Below are 15802 nucleotides of genomic sequence, written 5' to 3'. Positions count from 1 at the left end.
GTGACTGGCCCGTTCCGCACGCTGCCGGGCCTGGTCCCCGGCCTTCTGCTCTGTGCCGGCGTGACGCTGGTGGCGCTGGCGCTGGCGCGGCTTGAGGCGGCGCTGTTCGGCCGCGCCTGGCTGGAGGTGCTGGTGCTGGCCATCCTGCTCGGTGCCGCGATCCGCACCGCGTGGCGCCCGGGGCCGCGCTGGAAGCCGGGAATCGACTTCGCGGCCAAGACGCTGCTGGAGGTGGCCGTCGTGCTGCTCGGTGCGTCATTGAGCGCGGCCACGGTGCTGGCGGCGGGATGGCAGCTTCTTCTGGGCATTTCGCTGGTGGTCGCCGTCGCAATCCTGGCGAGCTACGGCATCGGACGCCTGTTCGGCCTGCCTGCGCGGGTGGCGGTGCTGGTGGCCTGCGGCAATTCCATCTGCGGCAACTCGGCCATTGCCGCGGTCGCGCCCGTGGTGGGCGCGGATGGGGAGGAGGTGGCCTCCTCCATCGCCTTCACGGCGGTGCTGGGGGTTGCAGTGGTGCTGCTGCTTCCGTTGCTCGTGCCGGTTCTGGGGCTGAGCCTCGGGCAGTACGGGGTGCTGGCGGGGCTGGTGGTCTATGCGGTGCCGCAGGTGCTGGCGGCCACTGCGCCGGTCGGGGCGCTGGCGGTGCAACTCGGTACGCTGGTGAAGCTGGTGCGGGTGCTGATGCTCGGGCCGGTGGTGCTGGTCCTGTCGCTGTTGGCGCCGCGCTGGAGCAGGGAGGGCGGCGGACCTGCCGCGGTGCGGCCGCCGCTGAGCCGGTTGGTGCCCTGGTTCATCCTGGGCTTTCTCGGCCTTGCGGCGCTGCGCTCGATGGGGATGCTGCCGGAGGCGTTGGTGGCGCCCGCCGCGCTGCTGGCGGGGGCGCTCACCACCCTATCCATGGCCGCGCTCGGGCTGGGCGTGGATCTGCGCAGCGTGGCGCGCTCGGGCGGGCGAGTGGTGGCGGCTGCCGTCCTCTCGCTGCTCGTGCTGGGCGCGATCAGCCTGGGGTTGATCCATCTGCTGGGCGTGGCGTAGCGCCGTTCAGGGAAGGGTCGGGCGGATCATCTCGAACATCTCGCCAATTTCGGCATAGTCGCCGCGATAGCCGCAGCGGCCTATGGGCTTGGCCGCCTTGGTGTCGAAGATGCCGTCCTTCAGGTAGGCACGGTCGATATGCACGCCGACGACCTGGCCGAGCACGAGATGCGTATCCAGCGCCTGCCCGTCCAGGCCGCGCATGGTGACGACCTGCAGCAGGCGACATTCGAGTGCGGCGGGCGTTTCCGCCACGCGGGGCGGGCGGATGAGGCGGGAGGGGGCGGCGGCAATGCCGGCGTGCTCCATCTCCGATTGGCCCGGGGGAAGCGGGATGCTGCTGCGGTTCATCGCGTCTGCGAGCGGGCGGGTGACGAGGTTGCAGACGAACTCGCCCGTCGCCTCGATGTTGCGCAGGCTGTCCTTGCGACCCTCGCTGGCGAAACCGACGATCGGCGGGTTGGAGTTGAAGGCGTTGAAGAAGCTGTAAGGAGCGAGGTTGACGCGGCCGGCTTCGTCGACCGTCGTGATCCAGCCGATGGGGCGGGGGGCGATGATCGCCTTGAACGGATCATGCGCCAGCCCGTGGCCGAGCCGGGGCTCGTAGAAGTGCTGGTCCATGCTGTCTCCCGGTCCTGTGCAGGAAATGGTCATCCAGCGCGCGGGATGCATGCAAGATGGGCGGAATAGGGATCCCGGCGGCCTTTTGGCCGCGCAAGGGGCGTCGAATCCTCTTCCCCTTCCGAATTTCATAACTGTACGCTCAGTTAGTTCCAGCGAGAAGGCACGGCGCGATGGCCATCAGCGACGCGGACATGATCGAGGCATGGAAGACCGTGCTCGGGCTGTCCCAGCTCAAGCGGGGCGAGGTGGTGACGGTGCTGACCGGGCCGAGCACCCATCCACAGACGCTCTCCACCGCCATGATCGCGGCGCGCGGCATGGGCGCGATCGTCAATCGGCTGGACCTGCCGGCGATGAATGGCGAGGCCTCGCTCAGCCGCGACGCGCTGGCTTTCGTGGGCGACACGCCGCTGACGGGGAACCCCGCGGGCATGGCGGCGCTGAAGGCGAGCGACATGGTCATCGACCTGATGCTGCTGCTGTTCTCGCCCGAGCAGGGGGAGATCCTGGAGAGCGGCACGCGAATGCTGCTGGCGGTGGAGCCGCCGGAGGTGCTGGCGCGGCTGGTGCCGACCATGGCGGACAAGGTGCGCGTGAAGGCGGCGGCCGAGAAGCTGAAGGCCGCGCGCGAGATGCACGTCACCTCCCCTGCCGGGACCGACCTGCGCTGCGCGCTGGGGGAGTATCCGCTGCTGGAGGAATACGGCTTCGTCGACGCGCCGGGGCGGTGGGACCACTGGCCCTCGGGCTTCCTGGCGACCTGGCCGAACGAGCGCAAGTCCAACGGCACCATCGTGATCGACCGAGGCGACATCCTGCTGCCGCAGAAATCCTATGTGTCGGAGAAGATCACGCTGACGGTGAGGGACGGCTTCGTCACCAAGCTCGAGGGCGGGCTCGATGCGGAGCTGCTGCAGGATTACATCGACAGCTTCAAGGACCCCGAGGCCTACGCCATTTCGCATATCGGCTGGGGGCTGCAGGATCGGGCGCGCTGGTCCGTGCTGTCGCTCTATGATCGGGAGCAGACGATCGGGATGGATGCACGGGCCTTCGCGGGGAATTTCCTGTTCTCGCTCGGCCCGAACACGGAGGCCGGCGGCACGCGCAACACGCCGTGCCATATCGACATCCCGCTCCGCCGCTGCACCGTGCGGCTGGATGGGGAGATGGTGACGCAGGACGGCAAGGTTCTGGACGCGGCCGCGCTGGCCGCCGAGTGACTGCCGGCCGCGCTGCGGCCGTTCCCCGAACCCAGCTTCAGGAGTAGCACCATGCAAGTGACACGGCGCCTTGTGCTCGGCGCGACCGGCACGCTCGCGCTTCCCGGCCTCCTGCGGGCGCAGGGGAACAGCAATCCAGTGCGCATCGGCGAGATCAACAGCTACACCTCTCAGCCGGCCTTCACCCTCCCCTATCGCAACGCGATGCAGCTGGCGGTGGAGGGGATCAACGCGCGGGGCGGCGTGCTGGGCCGGCCGCTGGAGCTGATCACGCGCGACGATGCGGGGCGCCCGCAGGATGCGGTGCGGCTGGCGGGCGAGCTGTTCAACGACCAGAAAGTGGACGTGCTGGCGGGCGCCTTCCTGTCCAATGTCGGGCTGGCGCTGGGTGAGTATGCCGCGCAGAACAAGCGCATCTATGTGGGCGGCGAGCCGCTGACGGATGCGATGGTTTGGGACCGCGGCAACCGCTACACCTTCCGCCTGCGCCCCTCCACCTACATGCAGGCGGCGATCCTGGCGGAGGAGGCGGCGAAGCTGCCGGCGAAGCGCTGGGTGACGGTCTCGCCGAACTACGAGTACGGCCAGTCTGCCGTGAAGTGGTTCAAGCAGCTCCTGTCGGCCAAGCGGCCGGACGTGCAGTTTGTCGCGGAGCAGTGGCCGGCGCTGGGGCGCGTGGACGCGGGCGCCACCGTGCAGGCGCTGGAGCAGGCACGGCCGGAGGCCATCTTCAACGTACTGTTCGCGACGGACCTGACCAATTTCGTCCGCCAGGGCAACACGCGCGGGCTGTTCGAGCGCCGCGCCGTTGTGTCCATGCTGACGGGTGAGCCTGAATATCTGGATCCGCTGGGCGACGAGGCCCCGGAGGGCTGGATCGTGACCGGCTATCCCGGCGAGGCGATCGATACCCCCGCGCACAAGGCCTATGCGGCCGCCTACCGCGCGAAGTTCAACGCCAAGCCGATGTGCGGGTCCCTGGTGGGCTACGCGCTGATCAACTCCATCGCGGCCGGCATCGCCAAGGCGGGTTCGACCGAGACGGAGCGGATGGTAGACGGCTTCCGTGGTGCGAGCTTCGACACGCCGGCAGGGCAGGCGACCTATCGCGCCGTGGATCATCAGGGCACGCTTGGCGTCTATGTCGGCAAGACCGCGCTGCGCCGGAACGAGGGCGTGATGGTCGATTGGCGCTATGTGGACGGCAAGGACCTGCTGCCCGGCGACGAGGCGGTGCGCGGCATGCGCCCCGCGAGCGCAAACTAGGCGGTGCCCCGGCGAGACCATGGACAGCATCCTTCCGCAGCTGCTGACCGGGCTCGCCGGAGCCTCGTCGCTGTTTCTTGTCGCATCCGGGCTGACGATCATCTTCGGCGTCACCCGTATCGTGAACTTCTCGCATGGCAGCCTGATGATGCTCGGCGCCTATATCGGATGGAGCATCATCACGCGGCTGCCGCGTGAGCCGGAGTGGTTCGTGCTGGGCATTCTGCTCACCGCGCTGGCAACGGCCGCGATCGGCGCGGTGCTGGAGCTGACGGTGCTGCGCCGCGTGTATCGCGCGCCGGAGCTGTTCCAGCTGCTGGCCACCTTCGGCATCGTGCTGGTGCTACAGGACGTGACTCTGTGGCTCTGGGGCGCGGTGGAGTTGCCGCTGCCTCGCCCGCGCTGGCTGCGAGGCTTCGTGGAGGTCGCGGGGGGGCGGTTTCCTTTCTACGACGTGATCCTGATCCTCGTCGGGCCGGTGGTGCTGGGACTGCTCTGGCTGCTGATGAATCGCACGCGCTGGGGCACACTGGTTCGCGCCGCGACGCTGGACCGGGAAATGGTCGCAGCGCTGGGCGTGAACCAGCGCACGCTGTTCACCACCGTCTTCGCGCTGGGCGCGGGGCTGGCGGGGCTGGGGGGCGCGCTGTCGCTGCCGAATTCCTCGGCCAATCTGAACATCGACCTCGCCGTCATCACCGACGCATTCGTGGTGGTGGTCGTGGGCGGGCTGGGCAGCCTGCCCGGAGCGTTCGTGGCCAGCCTTCTGATCGGCATCCTGCAGGCCTTCGGGATCGCGCTGGTGCCGAAGATCACGCTGGTGCTGGTTTTCCTCGTGATGGCTGTGGTGCTGGTGTTCCGCCCCAACGGGCTGATGGGCCGGCCGCAAGCGGAAGCGCGGGAAGCGAGCCTGGCCGCGCCGGTGATCCGGCCCGCACCGCCAGTGTTGCGTGCGGTGGGGCTGGTCGCGCTGCTGGTTGCGGCCATCGCGCCGCTTTTGGTGGGCGACTACTACCTGACGGTGCTGACAGATGCTTGCGTGGCCGTGATCTTCGCCACCAGCCTGCATTTCATGATGGGGCCGGGCGGAATGGCGAGCTTCGGCCATGCGGCCTGGTTCGGTATCGGCGCCTATGCGGCGGGGTTGCTGATGCAGTGGCTGGGCGCGCCGATGCCGCTCGGGCTGCTCGCCGCGCCGATCGTCGCCGGGATCGTGGCGGCGCTGTTCGGCTGGTTCGTGGTGCGGCTCTCGGGCGTGTATCTCTCCATGCTCACCCTCGCCTTCGCGCAGATCGTCTGGGCCATCTCCTTCCAGTGGGTGGAGGTGACGGGCGGCGATAACGGGCTGTTGGGGATGTGGCCGCCGGATTGGGCGCGTAGCCCTCGGGTATTCTACTGGCTCGCGCTGGTCCTGGCGGTCGCGGTGGCCCTGCTGCTGCGGCGGGCTCTCTACGCGCCCTATGGCTACGCGCTGCGGGCGGCGCGGGATTCGGCCTCGCGCGCGCAATCCATCGGGCTGGATGTCGCGCGACTGCGAATGGCGGCGCTGGTAATTGCGGGCGCGGCCTGCGGGCTGGCGGGGGCTATCTTCTCCTACGGCAAGGGCGGCATCTTCCCGACCTATATCTCCATCCCGCACTCGGTGGAGGCGCTGCTGATGGTGCTGCTGGGTGGGCTGCAGACGGTGGCGGGACCAATCATCGGCGCGCTTGTTTATACGGGGCTGGCCGATATCCTCGTGCGCTCCACCGATCTGTGGCGGCTGGTGCTGGGCGCGGTGATCGTGATCCTCGTCGTCGCCTTTCCGGAGGGCATCGCGGGCGCCGTGCGGCGGCTGTGGCTGCGGGGGCGCGAGGCATGAGCGTTCTCGTCGTGCAGGGCCTGAGCAAGTCCTTCGGCGGCGTGCAGGCTGTGTCGGACGTTTCTTTCGCCGTCGCCCCGGGCGAGATGCTGGCACTGATCGGGCCGAACGGGGCGGGGAAGTCCACCTGCTTCAACATGGTGGGCGGGCAGCTCAGGCCGGATACCGGTTCGGTGGTGCTGGACGGGGCGGCGATCACCGGGATGGGGCCACGCGCCATTGCGCGCCACGGCGTCGGCCGCACCTTCCAGATCACGGCCACCTTCGGCTCGATGACCGTGCGCGAGAACGTGCAGATGGCGCTGCTCTCGCACAACCGGGAGATCTGGCAGTTCTGGCGACCCGTGGCCGGGCGCCATGCGGCGGAGGCGGATGCGCTGCTGGCCCAGGTGGGGCTGAAGGCGCAGGCGGATCGCGCGACAGGGGTGCTGGCCTATGGCGACCTGAAGCGGCTGGAGCTGGCGATCGCGCTGGGCAACGCGCCGCGCCTGCTGCTGATGGATGAGCCCACCGCCGGCATGGCGCCGACCGAGCGCGTGGCGCTGATGCACCTCACCCGCCGGCTGGCGACGGAGCGCGGCGTGGCCGTGCTTTTCACCGAGCATGACATGGACGTGGTTTTCGATGTGAGCGACCGCATCCTCGTGCTGAACCGCGGCGTGCTGATCGCGGAAGGGGACGGCGCGTCCATCCGCACGAATCCGGCGGTGCGGGAAATCTATCTCGGGTCAGGCGCGACGAGCGGGGGGCATTAGGATGCTGTCGGTCCGCGAGCTGAACGCCCATTACGGCCGGGCGCACATCCTGCAGGGCATGGCGCTCGAGATCGGCGCGGGCGAGGTGCGGGTGCTGCTCGGCCGCAACGGCGCGGGGAAGAGCACGACGATGAAGTCCATCATCGGGCTGGTCCGGCCGAGCAGTGGGCATGTCACCTTTGGCGGGCATGAGATCGCGGGCGAGGAGCCTCACCGGATCGCCCGGCGCGGGCTGGGCTATGTGCCGGAGGACCGGCGCGTTTTCGCCGACCTGACCGTGATGGAGAACCTGGAGGTGGGGCGGCAGCCCGCGCGCGACGCGACACGCCCCTGGACCCCCGAGCGGCTGTTCGAGCTGTTCCCCAATCTCGGCCGCATGCGGGACCGGCCCGGCGGGCGGATGAGCGGCGGCGAGCAGCAGATGCTGACCATCGCGCGCACGCTGATGGGCAACCCGCGCCTAGTACTGCTGGACGAGCCGAGTGAGGGGCTGGCGCCCGTGATCGTGGAGCAGATGGCCACTGCCATCCTGGCGCTGAAGGGCGAGGGGCTGACCGTGCTGCTGGCCGAGCAGAACCTGCATTTCGCCGGCGGCGTGGCCGACAGCGCGACGGTGATGGAGAAGGGCCGGGTGGTCTGGTCCGGCACCATGGCCGAGCTGCGCGCGGACGAGGCGGCGCGCACGCAGTACCTTGCAGTTTGAATGGGCCGTGTGATGCCGGCACCGCGGGACGTCATGCTGGAGGTGAACGGGCGGCCGGAGATGCTGCATCTCGACCCCTCGGCGCCGCTGCTCAACGTCCTGCGGAACGACCTGGCGCTGAACGGGCCGAAATACGGCTGCGGGCTGGGGGAGTGTGGTGCCTGCACGGTGCTGCTGGACGGGCGCGCGGTGCGGTCCTGCGTGCTGCCCGTTTCCCGCGCCGAGGGACGGCGGGTGACGACGCTGGAAGGGCTGGGGACGATCGAGGCCCCGCATCCCGTGCAGGCTGCCTTCATCGCCGAGCAGGGCGCGCAGTGCGGCTACTGCCTGAGCGGGATGATCATGACGACGGTCGCGCTGCTGGACCGCAACCCGGCACCGAGTGAGGCGCAGATCCGGGACGCGCTGGCGCACAACCTGTGCCGCTGCGGCACGCATCTGGAGATCCTGGCCTCGGTGCGCCGGGCGGTGGCGGAGCGCGCGGCATGACGATGCGGGCGCGCCAGGACTTGACCCGCCAGGAGGTGCTGCAGGCGGACGGCGTGCTGGCCATCACCCGCCGGCGTCTGCCGGTTCCGGGCACGGAACCTGGCGCCAATGCACGGGATGAGGACGATGTCTTCGTCGCCATTTTCGATGATGGCAGTGTGGCCGCCTTCAACGGGCATGTGGACCTTGGTACGGGGGTCCGCACGGCGCTGGCGCAGATCGTGGCGGAGGAGCTGGATGTCCGCCTGGAGGCGGTGACGGTGGTGCTCGGGCACACTGCGCGCGCGCCGGATCAGGGCCCGACCATCGCCAGCGAGACGATCCAGATCGCCGCCGTGCCGCTGCGCCAGGCCGCTGCGGAAGCGCGGCGGGCGCTGCTGGCCCTGGCCGCGGTGCGGCTGGGGACGGAGGCGCTGACGGTCGCGGACGGTGTTGTCTCCGACGGCGCCGGGCAATCTGTTTCCTATGCCGAGTTGCTGCGCGGGGCGCAGCAGGTGCTGCCGCTGAGCGGGACGGCGCCGCTGAAACCGGTGGAGAGCTACCGCATCGTCGGCACCCCGGTGCCGCGAGTGGACATCCCCGCCAAAGCCACGGGCGGGCTGGTCTTTGTGCACGACATGCGTGTGCCGGGGATGCTGCACGGCCGGGTGGTGCGGCCGCCCTATGCCGGGCTGGATGCGGGCGCCTTCGTGGGCCGCAGCCTGCTCTCGGTGGAGCGGGATTCGGTGTCCCACATCCCCGGGCTCGTGGATGTCGTCGTGATCGGCGACTTCGTCGGCGTGGTGGCGGAGCGGGAGGAAGAGGCGGCCCGCGCGGCGCGGGACCTGCGCGTGGCGTGGAAGGCCTTCACCGTGCCCGCTGGGCTGGAGGATGTGGACCAGGCGCTGCGGTTAAACCCTTCCACCCGCCGCGTGCTGAAGGATACGGGCGATGTGGATGTCGCTCTGGCGAGTGCTGCGAAGCGGCTGACGCGCAGCTATTCCTGGCCCTACCAGATGCACGGTTCCATCGGCCCGTCCTGTGCGCTGGCGGATTGCGCGGAGGGGCGGCTGCAGGTTTGGTCGGGCACGCAGAACCCGCACATGCTGCGCGCCGACCTGGCGCGGCTCATGGCAATGCCGGAGGCGCGGATCGAGGTCACGCGCATGGAGGCGGCCGGCTGCTACGGCCGCAACTGCGCGGATGACGTGAGCGGGGATGCGGCGCTGCTCTCCCGCGCCGTCGGGCGGCCGGTGCGCGTGCAGCTGACCCGCGAGCAGGAGCATCTGTGGGAGCCGAAGGGCTCGGCGCAGCTCGTGGATGTGGATGGCGGGTTGGATGCGGGTGGCGGCGTGGCCGCCTACGATTTCGTCTCGCGCTATCCCTCGAATGACGCGCCGCTGCTGGCGCTGCTGCTGACCGGCATCGTGGAGCCGGAGCCGGCGGTGCTGCAGATGGGCGATCGCACGGCGATCCCGCCCTATGACTACCCCGCCCTGCGTATCGCGGTGGAGGACATGCCGCCGATCGTGCGGGCCTCCTGGATGCGGGGCGTCTCCGCGCTGCCCAGCACCTTCGCGCATGAATCCTGGATCGACGAATGCGCGGCGGAGGCCGGGGTCGATCCCGTGGAGTACCGGCTGCGCTACCTGCGCGACCCACGCGCCATCGACCTCGTGCGCGCGGTGGCGGAACGCGCGGGGTGGGAGCACCGTACCGGCCCGCGCATGGCGGGGGAGGGCGACATCCTGCGCGGGCAGGGCTTCGCCTATGCGCTCTACGTGCACAGCAAGTTCCCGGGCTACGGCGCCGCCTGGGCGGCCTGGGTGGCGGAGGTGGAGGTGAACCGCCGCACGGGCGAGGTGACGGCGACGCGCATCGTCACCGGCCATGATGCCGGGCTGATGATCAACCCCGACGGCGTGCGTCATCAGGTGCATGGCAACGTCATCCAGGCCACCAGTCGCGCCCTGAAGGAGCGCGTGCGCTTCGAGGACGGGCTGGTCGCCAGCCAGGAATGGGGCGGCTACCCGATCCTCGAGTTCCGGGAGGTGCCGGCGGTCGAGGTGATGATGATGCCGCGGCCGGAGGAGCCGCCGTTAGGTGCGGGAGAATCCGCCTCGGTGCCCGGTGCCGCCGCCATCGCCAACGCCATCTTCGACGCGACCGGCGTGCGCTTCCGCAGCGTGCCCTTCACGCCCGAGGTGATCCTGGCCGGGCTGCAACCGGCGCGGCAGGCGGAGGCGAAGCGAAAGCGCAGGCGGTGGTTCGCGGGCTTTGGCGCGCTGGCCGGCGGGTTGGTGGTGGCGGCAGGGGCGGCGATCGGCTGGGCTTCGGCCATAGCGCCGGTGAGGCCGCCCGGGGCGGATGTGTTTTCTGCGGCGCAGATCGAGCGCGGGCGGCTGCTGGCGGCCGCCGGCGATTGCGCGGTGTGCCACACGGCGCCAGACGGCGCGCGGAATGCGGGCGGGGTGGCGCTGGAGACGCCCTTCGGCACGGTGTGGTCCACCAACATCACGCCGGATGCGGAGACGGGGATCGGCGCCTGGTCCTTCGCCGCCTTCGAGCGCGCCATGCGCCAGGGCGTCGCGCGCGACGGGCGGCATCTCTATCCGGCCTTTCCCTACACCGCCTACACGAAGATGGCGGATGAGGACCTGCTCGCCCTCTACGCTTATCTGATGGCGCAGGCGCCGGTGCGGGCGGTGGTGCCGGAGACGGAGCTGGCCTTCCCCTATAACATGCGCCCGCTGCTGGCGGGCTGGAACCTGCTGTTCCATCACCCCGGTGCCATGCAGCCGGACCCGGCGCGGTCAGCCGAGTGGAATCGCGGCAATTACCTCGTGAACGCCGTCGGCCATTGCGGCGCCTGCCATACGCCGCGCAACGCGCTGGGGGCGGAGAAGGGCGGCGCCTCGGCGTTCGCGGGTGCTGTCGTGGAGGGCTGGGAGGCACCCGCGTTGAACGGGTTCTCGCGCGCGCCGGTACTGTGGACCGAAGCGGATTTCTTCGACTATCTCCGCACCGGCCATTCGCCGCGGCACGGGGTGGCAGCGGGCTCCATGGCGCCCGTTGTCGCGGAGCTTCAGGCTGTGCCGGACGCCGACATCCAGGCCATGGCTCATTACCTCGCCTCGCTGAACCCTGAGCCGGCGGCGGTGGACCCGGCCCCGTTGGTTGCCGCCGCCGCCATCGCACCGCGCCAGGGCGGCAGTGAGGGCGCGCGCCTGTTCCAGGGCGCCTGCGCATCCTGCCACGGGGGTGGAGCGCAGGAGGGGCCGGAGGTGGCGCTGGCGCTGAACAGCAGCGTCCATAGCGACCGGCCGGACAACCTGCTGCGGGTCATCCTTCACGGGATCCGCCCGCCCATGCCCGGCCATGGCGAGATGCCCGGGTTCCGCGACAGCCTGACCGACCGTCAGCTCGAAAGCCTGGCGCGCTTCATCCGCGGGAACTTCGCGCCGGGCCGCCCGGCCTGGGATGGCCTGCCCGAGGCCGTCGCGCGGCTTCGAAGCCCTGTCGCCGCGCACTGACGATTGCGCTTCTATCTAACTGAACGTACATTTAAATAGCCCGAGCTGTCCAGGAGACCGGATCATGAGCAAGCCGCGGATCGCCATTGTCGGAGCCGGACTGGGTGGCATCGCCGCCGGGCTGCTGCTGCGGCAGGAAGGCTTCGAGGCCACGCTGTACGAGCAGGCGCCGGCCTTCGCGCGGCTGGGCGCCGGCATCCATGTCGGGCCGAACGTGATGAAGATCATGCGCCGCATCGGGCTGGAGCCGGCGATGGAGGCGATGGGCTCGCATCCCGATTTCTGGCACAGCCGCAACTGGAACGACGCCGCGATCCTCTCGGAGATCCCGCTCGGCGAGTATGCGCGCAAGACCTATGGCGCCTCCTATCTCACCGTGCATCGCGGCGACTTCCACCAGCTGATGGTCGATGCCGTGCCCTCCGGCGGCATTCGCTACGACAAGAAGCTGACTGCGATCCAGGAGCGCGACCGCGACGTGCTGCTGCGCTTCGCCGATGGCACGACGGCCGAGGCCGATATCGTGATCGGCGCCGATGGCGTGAACTCGGTGATGCGCGAGCACATGCTGGGCACGGAGCTGCCGCGCTACACCGGCTATGTCGGGCACCGCGCGGTGTTCCCGGCCTCGGCGCTCGCCAAGTACAACTTCACCTTCGACCCGTGCGTGAAGTGGTGGTCCGAGGACCGGCACATGATGGTGTATTTCGTCACTGAGAAGCAGGACGAATACTACTACGTCACAGGCGTGCCGCAGGCCGAGTGGGACATGAGCAAGGCCTGGGTGCAGAGCAGCCAGGAGGAGATGCGCGAGGCCTTCGACGGCTACCACCCCATGGTGCAGTCGCTGATCGATGCCTGCTCCGAGATCACGAAATGGCCGCTGCTGGAGCGCGACCCGCTGCCGCTCTGGAGCCGCGGACGGCTGGTGATGCTGGGCGATGCCTGCCACCCGATGAAGCCGCATATGGCCCAGGGCGCGGCCATGGCGATCGAGGATGCGGCCATGCTCGCGCGCTGCTTCAAGGCGGTAGGGCTGGATGACTACGAGACGGCCTTCGCCCTGTACCGCGCCAACCGGATCGAGCGGGCGTCCCGCGTGCAGAAGGTGTCGCACGACAACACCTGGCTGCGCGAGAACGAGGACCCGTCCTGGGTGTTCGGCTACGACGTTTTCACCGCGCCGCTGGTCGAGCCGGCCCGCGCGGCGGCCTGATGGCCGACAGCGCCGCCCCGCCGCGCCGCCGCATCGGCCGCCGCCCGGCCGATCCGGAAGGCGTGCCGACGCAGGACGGCATCCTGGCGGTGGCCGCCCAGGTCTTCGCGGAGCACGGCTATGTCGCCGCCTCGCTGCGCGAGATCGCGGAGCGGGCGGATGTGACGCAGGCACTGATCATCTACTATTTCGGCAGCAAGCAGGCGCTGTTCGAGACGCTGTTCAAGCGCCGCGGCCTCGAGGTCTCGCGCGAGCGGCAGGCGCTGCTGGATGCGCTGCAGGCCCGCCCCGAGCCGCCCACCGTGCGGGAGCTGGTGACCGCCTATCTCACCCCGCAATTCGCGCTGCGCGGCGGCGGGCAGGAAGGGCTGGCCTTCGTGCGCATGCAGGCCCGGCTGCACCACGAGCCGGACGAGCTCGCGCTCCGCCTTCGCCGGGAGGTGTATGACCACGCCACGCGCAACTACATCGCGGCCCTGGCGCGCGCCGTGCCTGGGCTGGATGCCGGCGACGCGCATTGGCGCATGACCTTCGCGATCGGCACCTATCTCTACATGCTCTCGGGCTACGACCGGCTCGCCGAGATGTCGGATGGCCGGTTCACCACCGAGGACACGGCGGAGGTGGTGCGGCGGCTGACGGATTTCCTCGTCGCCGGCATCACCGCGCCCGCCAGCGCGTAGTCAGCCCAGCCACTCCGCCACGGCCTGGCGCAGGAAGGCGGTGTCCGTCGCGTTCCCCATCGGATTGCCGGCGCGGTGTCCCCAGATGCTCGGGATGGGGCGCAGCGCCGCGTTCCGCAGATGCGGCAGCTCCGCCTCGTTGTCGGCCACACGGAAGTACAGATCGGTCGCGCCGGGCATGAGCAGCACGCGGGCGGTGATGGCACGCAGGGCGGCCTGCAGGTCGCCGTTGAAGGCCGGGTTGTCGCTGATGTCGCCGGCGTCCCAGCAGCGCATCTGCGCCAGCAGGTTCGCGGCCTTCTTCACGTCGTACCGCGTCTCCCAGGTGCGGAGATAGGCTTCGAGGTCGGGCGTGGCGGGGGAGAGGTGCAGGCCGGCGCGGTAGAAGTCCTGGCTCATCGCCCAGCCCGCGTAGTTGCGGCCGAAGGCGCGCAGCGCGGCGGCGGGGTGGGCTGTGAAGCCACCATTCCCGTCGTATTCCGGCGCGGCTTCCAGGATCGCCATCTGCGCGCGCAGGAACACCAGGTTATGCGCGGCGGTGCGAGCGCTGCCGCAGTTGATCACCACGGCTTCCACTGCATCGGGGAACAAGGCCGCCCAGTGATAGGCCTGCTGCGCGCCCATGGACCAGCCGTAGACCGCCCGCAGCCGTTCGATCCCCATCACCTCCTGCAGCAGGCGACGCTGGGCGTGCACGTTGTCATAGGCGGTGACGAGGGCGGGATAGCCGGGCGTATCGGCGGGGGAGGTGGAAACACCGTTGCCGAACATGTCCACCTGCACGACGAACCAGCGCGCGGGATCCAGCACGCCATCCGGACCGATCAGCCATTCCAGCTCCGCCGTCGTCGCGCCATAGCTGGTGGGGTAGAGCACGGCGTTGTCCCGCGCGGGCGAGAGGGTGCCGTGCGTGCGCCAGTGCAGCACTGCACCCGGGATGGCCCCGCCCTTCAGCACGGGCAGGTCACCCAGGGCGAATTGCCCGCTTTCCTTGGCCCAATCGGTCATGAATCAACTCCGGCGGCGGCGCCCGGCATTTCAGCCCATGCCGGGCGCCGCCGCCAGAGAGGGCGCAGCTAGTCCAACTTCAGCCCGATACGCTGGACGATGTTCTGGTACAGCGCATATTCCCGGTCCAGGAAGGCGCGGGTGGAGGCGGGGGTGCTATCAAGCATCGGCGTGGTCCCGGTGCTCTCCAGCCGCTCGCGCACCCGCTGTTCGGACAAGGCGGCGTTGGCTGCCTTGCTCAGCGATTGCGCAACGTCGTCAGGCAGGTCCTTCGGCCCGACCATGACGGTCCAGGTGGTCAGCTCGTAATCGGGCAGCACGGCTTCGGCCACTGTCGGCACATCCGGGAAGTTCGTGTCGCGCGTGCGGGTGGTCACGGCCAGCAGCCGCAACGCGCCGTCCCGCACCTGGCCGACCACGGAGCCGAGCTGGTCCACCGCGTAGAGCGTCTCTCCCTTGATGAGGGATTCCGCCGTCTGCGAACCGCCGCGATAGGGGATGTGCTGCGCGCTCGTGCCGGCTAGGTTCGCCAGGTAGTCCGCGCCCAGATGCGATACGCCCCCAACGCCGGAGCTGGCATAGCCGATGCGGCCGGGCTCGGCCCGCAGCCGGTCCACCAGCTGCTTCACGGACGTGATGCCGGAGTTCGTCGGTACGACCACCCCCATCGGGCTGGTGCCGACAATGGTGATCGGCGTGAAGTCCTGGGTGGGATGGTAGCGCGCGGCGCTGGCGCCCGATGCTGGGGCGACGGCAAGGGTGGAGGCCGAGCCGACCAGCAGCGTGTAGCCATCTGGCCGGGCGCGCTTCACGTAATCGGCGCCGATCGCGCTGCCACCGCCCGGGCGGTTTTCCACCAGGGCACGGCCGTCTGCTGTCAGCAGCGGTCCCAGCCGATCGGCCAGCAGCCGACCCGCCAAATCGTTCGCCCCCCCAGGGGCGAAGGGGACGATGATGGTAATGGGCCGCTCGGGGAAGGCCGCCAGGGCCGGGCGGCTGAGGGTGACCCCGCCGGCGGCGAGGGCAAGGGCGGCGGTTCGGCCGCCAAGATGGCGTCGGGTGAGCATGGACGGATCTCCTCGCCGGCCCTGTCCCGGCCGGTCTTAGGCCCATGATGGCGCAGGCGGGCGGGGGCCGTCACCCACCCGCCCGAGGTCACGCGTCGCCCACCGTGACCGTGACCATCCCCGTGCCCTCGCAATCCGGGCAGGGCTTGTCCTGCAGGCTGCCTGAGCCGCCACAGGTCGGGCAGCTGTTCTCCGCCGTCTGCGAAGCGCTGGGCTCCGTCTCATCCCCTGGGCTGGGCGTTCCCGTGGCGGCGGGCACGGAAATGCCGCCGCGCGCTAGATCTCCCGACATTAGACGCTCTCCCGCTGGTCGAAGCGGAACGCGGCGGCGCGGGGCGGCGTTGCGGCCGCCCGCGCGCG

At 69.9% G+C, this 15802-nt stretch carries 14 protein-coding genes; 10 read left to right on the top strand and 4 right to left on the bottom strand.

Features of this window, described 5'->3' with window-relative positions:
* Window positions 1-1035, top strand: coding sequence for a YeiH family protein (locus ACVBD7_RS14895; protein WP_458094016.1), 1035 nt, complete (start codon window positions 1-3; stop codon window positions 1033-1035).
* A 6-nt stretch (window positions 1036-1041) separates the two neighbouring features.
* On the opposite strand, the gene ACVBD7_RS14890 is transcribed toward ACVBD7_RS14895, so the two are convergent.
* A complete protein-coding gene (locus ACVBD7_RS14890) occupies window positions 1042-1656 on the bottom strand; it encodes a flavin reductase family protein (RefSeq protein ID WP_458094015.1) in 615 nt (204 codons plus the stop codon).
* A gap of 173 nt (window positions 1657-1829) precedes the next feature.
* Here ACVBD7_RS14890 and ACVBD7_RS14885 point away from each other — a divergent pair, with 173 nt between their 5' ends.
* From ACVBD7_RS14885 to ACVBD7_RS14845, 9 genes are all read left to right on the top strand, one after another.
* Entirely contained in the window at window positions 1830-2882 is a 1053-nt protein-coding gene (locus ACVBD7_RS14885) for a 2,5-dihydroxypyridine 5,6-dioxygenase (protein ID WP_458094014.1), read from the top strand.
* A gap of 51 nt (window positions 2883-2933) precedes the next feature.
* Window positions 2934-4148 carry an ABC transporter substrate-binding protein gene (locus tag ACVBD7_RS14880; RefSeq protein ID WP_458094013.1) on the top strand — a complete coding sequence of 405 codons (1215 nt, stop codon included), beginning with the start codon at window positions 2934-2936 and terminating at the stop codon, window positions 4146-4148.
* Between the two features lie 19 nt (window positions 4149-4167).
* Window positions 4168-6009: an ABC transporter permease gene (locus tag ACVBD7_RS14875; RefSeq protein ID WP_458094012.1), complete on the top strand. Its 1842-nt coding sequence runs from the start codon at window positions 4168-4170 to the stop codon at window positions 6007-6009.
* A complete protein-coding gene (locus tag ACVBD7_RS14870; RefSeq protein WP_458094011.1) occupies window positions 6006-6764 on the top strand; it encodes an ABC transporter ATP-binding protein in 759 nt (252 codons plus the stop codon). Before ACVBD7_RS14875 ends, ACVBD7_RS14870 begins: the two co-directional genes overlap by 4 nt.
* Before the next feature lies 1 nt (window position 6765).
* The gene (locus ACVBD7_RS14865) at window positions 6766-7467 is read left to right on the top strand and encodes an ABC transporter ATP-binding protein (protein ID WP_458094010.1); all 702 of its coding nucleotides are present in this window, start codon (window positions 6766-6768) and stop codon (window positions 7465-7467) included.
* A 12-nt stretch (window positions 7468-7479) separates the two neighbouring features.
* Window positions 7480-7956: a (2Fe-2S)-binding protein gene (locus ACVBD7_RS14860; RefSeq protein WP_458094009.1), complete on the top strand. Its 477-nt coding sequence runs from the start codon at window positions 7480-7482 to the stop codon at window positions 7954-7956.
* Window positions 7953-11468, top strand: coding sequence for a molybdopterin cofactor-binding domain-containing protein (locus tag ACVBD7_RS14855; RefSeq protein WP_458094008.1), 3516 nt, complete (start codon window positions 7953-7955; stop codon window positions 11466-11468). The genes ACVBD7_RS14860 and ACVBD7_RS14855 overlap by 4 nt, the downstream gene beginning before the upstream one ends.
* A 64-nt stretch (window positions 11469-11532) precedes the next feature.
* Window positions 11533-12684, top strand: a complete 1152-nt coding sequence (locus ACVBD7_RS14850) for an FAD-dependent monooxygenase (protein ID WP_458094007.1) — start codon at window positions 11533-11535, stop codon at window positions 12682-12684.
* On the top strand, window positions 12684-13367 hold the full coding sequence (locus tag ACVBD7_RS14845; RefSeq protein WP_458094006.1) for a TetR/AcrR family transcriptional regulator: 684 nt from the start codon (window positions 12684-12686) through the stop codon (window positions 13365-13367). Before ACVBD7_RS14850 ends, ACVBD7_RS14845 begins: the two co-directional genes overlap by 1 nt.
* Here ACVBD7_RS14845 and ACVBD7_RS14840 read toward each other — a convergent pair whose 3' ends face one another.
* From ACVBD7_RS14840 to ACVBD7_RS14830, 3 genes are all read right to left on the bottom strand, one after another.
* Window positions 13368-14375 carry an alpha/beta fold hydrolase gene (locus tag ACVBD7_RS14840; protein ID WP_458094005.1) on the bottom strand — a complete coding sequence of 336 codons (1008 nt, stop codon included), beginning with the start codon at window positions 14373-14375 and terminating at the stop codon, window positions 13368-13370.
* Between the two features lie 68 nt (window positions 14376-14443).
* Window positions 14444-15442 (bottom strand): Bug family tripartite tricarboxylate transporter substrate binding protein, encoded by a 999-nt coding sequence (locus ACVBD7_RS14835; RefSeq protein ID WP_458094004.1) that lies wholly within the window; start codon window positions 15440-15442, stop codon window positions 14444-14446.
* An 88-nt stretch (window positions 15443-15530) separates the two neighbouring features.
* Window positions 15531-15734, bottom strand: coding sequence for a hypothetical protein (locus ACVBD7_RS14830; RefSeq protein ID WP_458094003.1), 204 nt, complete (start codon window positions 15732-15734; stop codon window positions 15531-15533).
* Window positions 15735-15802 lie beyond the last annotated feature (68 nt).

It is taken from the genome of Roseomonas sp. WA12, from assembly GCF_054165765.1.
This window is presented reverse-complemented; position numbering and strand designations above follow the sequence as displayed.

What these genes read in the sequence shown, in the direction of transcription:
- ACVBD7_RS14830 (WP_458094003.1), bottom strand. Translation starts at nt 15,734, where the DNA reads ATGTCGGGAGATCTAGCGCGCGGCGGCATTTCCGTGCCCGCCGCCACG.
- ACVBD7_RS14865 (WP_458094010.1), top strand. Translation starts at nt 6,766, where the DNA reads ATGCTGTCGGTCCGCGAGCTGAACGCCCATTACGGCCGGGCGCACATC.
- ACVBD7_RS14840 (WP_458094005.1), bottom strand. Translation starts at nt 14,375, where the DNA reads ATGACCGATTGGGCCAAGGAAAGCGGGCAATTCGCCCTGGGTGACCTG.
- ACVBD7_RS14860 (WP_458094009.1), top strand. Translation starts at nt 7,480, where the DNA reads ATGCCGGCACCGCGGGACGTCATGCTGGAGGTGAACGGGCGGCCGGAG.
- ACVBD7_RS14855 (WP_458094008.1), top strand. Translation starts at nt 7,953, where the DNA reads ATGACGATGCGGGCGCGCCAGGACTTGACCCGCCAGGAGGTGCTGCAG.
- ACVBD7_RS14885 (WP_458094014.1), top strand. Translation starts at nt 1,830, where the DNA reads ATGGCCATCAGCGACGCGGACATGATCGAGGCATGGAAGACCGTGCTC.
- ACVBD7_RS14880 (WP_458094013.1), top strand. Translation starts at nt 2,934, where the DNA reads ATGCAAGTGACACGGCGCCTTGTGCTCGGCGCGACCGGCACGCTCGCG.
- ACVBD7_RS14870 (WP_458094011.1), top strand. Translation starts at nt 6,006, where the DNA reads ATGAGCGTTCTCGTCGTGCAGGGCCTGAGCAAGTCCTTCGGCGGCGTG.
- ACVBD7_RS14835 (WP_458094004.1), bottom strand. Translation starts at nt 15,442, where the DNA reads ATGCTCACCCGACGCCATCTTGGCGGCCGAACCGCCGCCCTTGCCCTC.
- ACVBD7_RS14890 (WP_458094015.1), bottom strand. Translation starts at nt 1,656, where the DNA reads ATGGACCAGCACTTCTACGAGCCCCGGCTCGGCCACGGGCTGGCGCAT.
- ACVBD7_RS14875 (WP_458094012.1), top strand. Translation starts at nt 4,168, where the DNA reads ATGGACAGCATCCTTCCGCAGCTGCTGACCGGGCTCGCCGGAGCCTCG.
- ACVBD7_RS14850 (WP_458094007.1), top strand. Translation starts at nt 11,533, where the DNA reads ATGAGCAAGCCGCGGATCGCCATTGTCGGAGCCGGACTGGGTGGCATC.
- ACVBD7_RS14845 (WP_458094006.1), top strand. Translation starts at nt 12,684, where the DNA reads ATGGCCGACAGCGCCGCCCCGCCGCGCCGCCGCATCGGCCGCCGCCCG.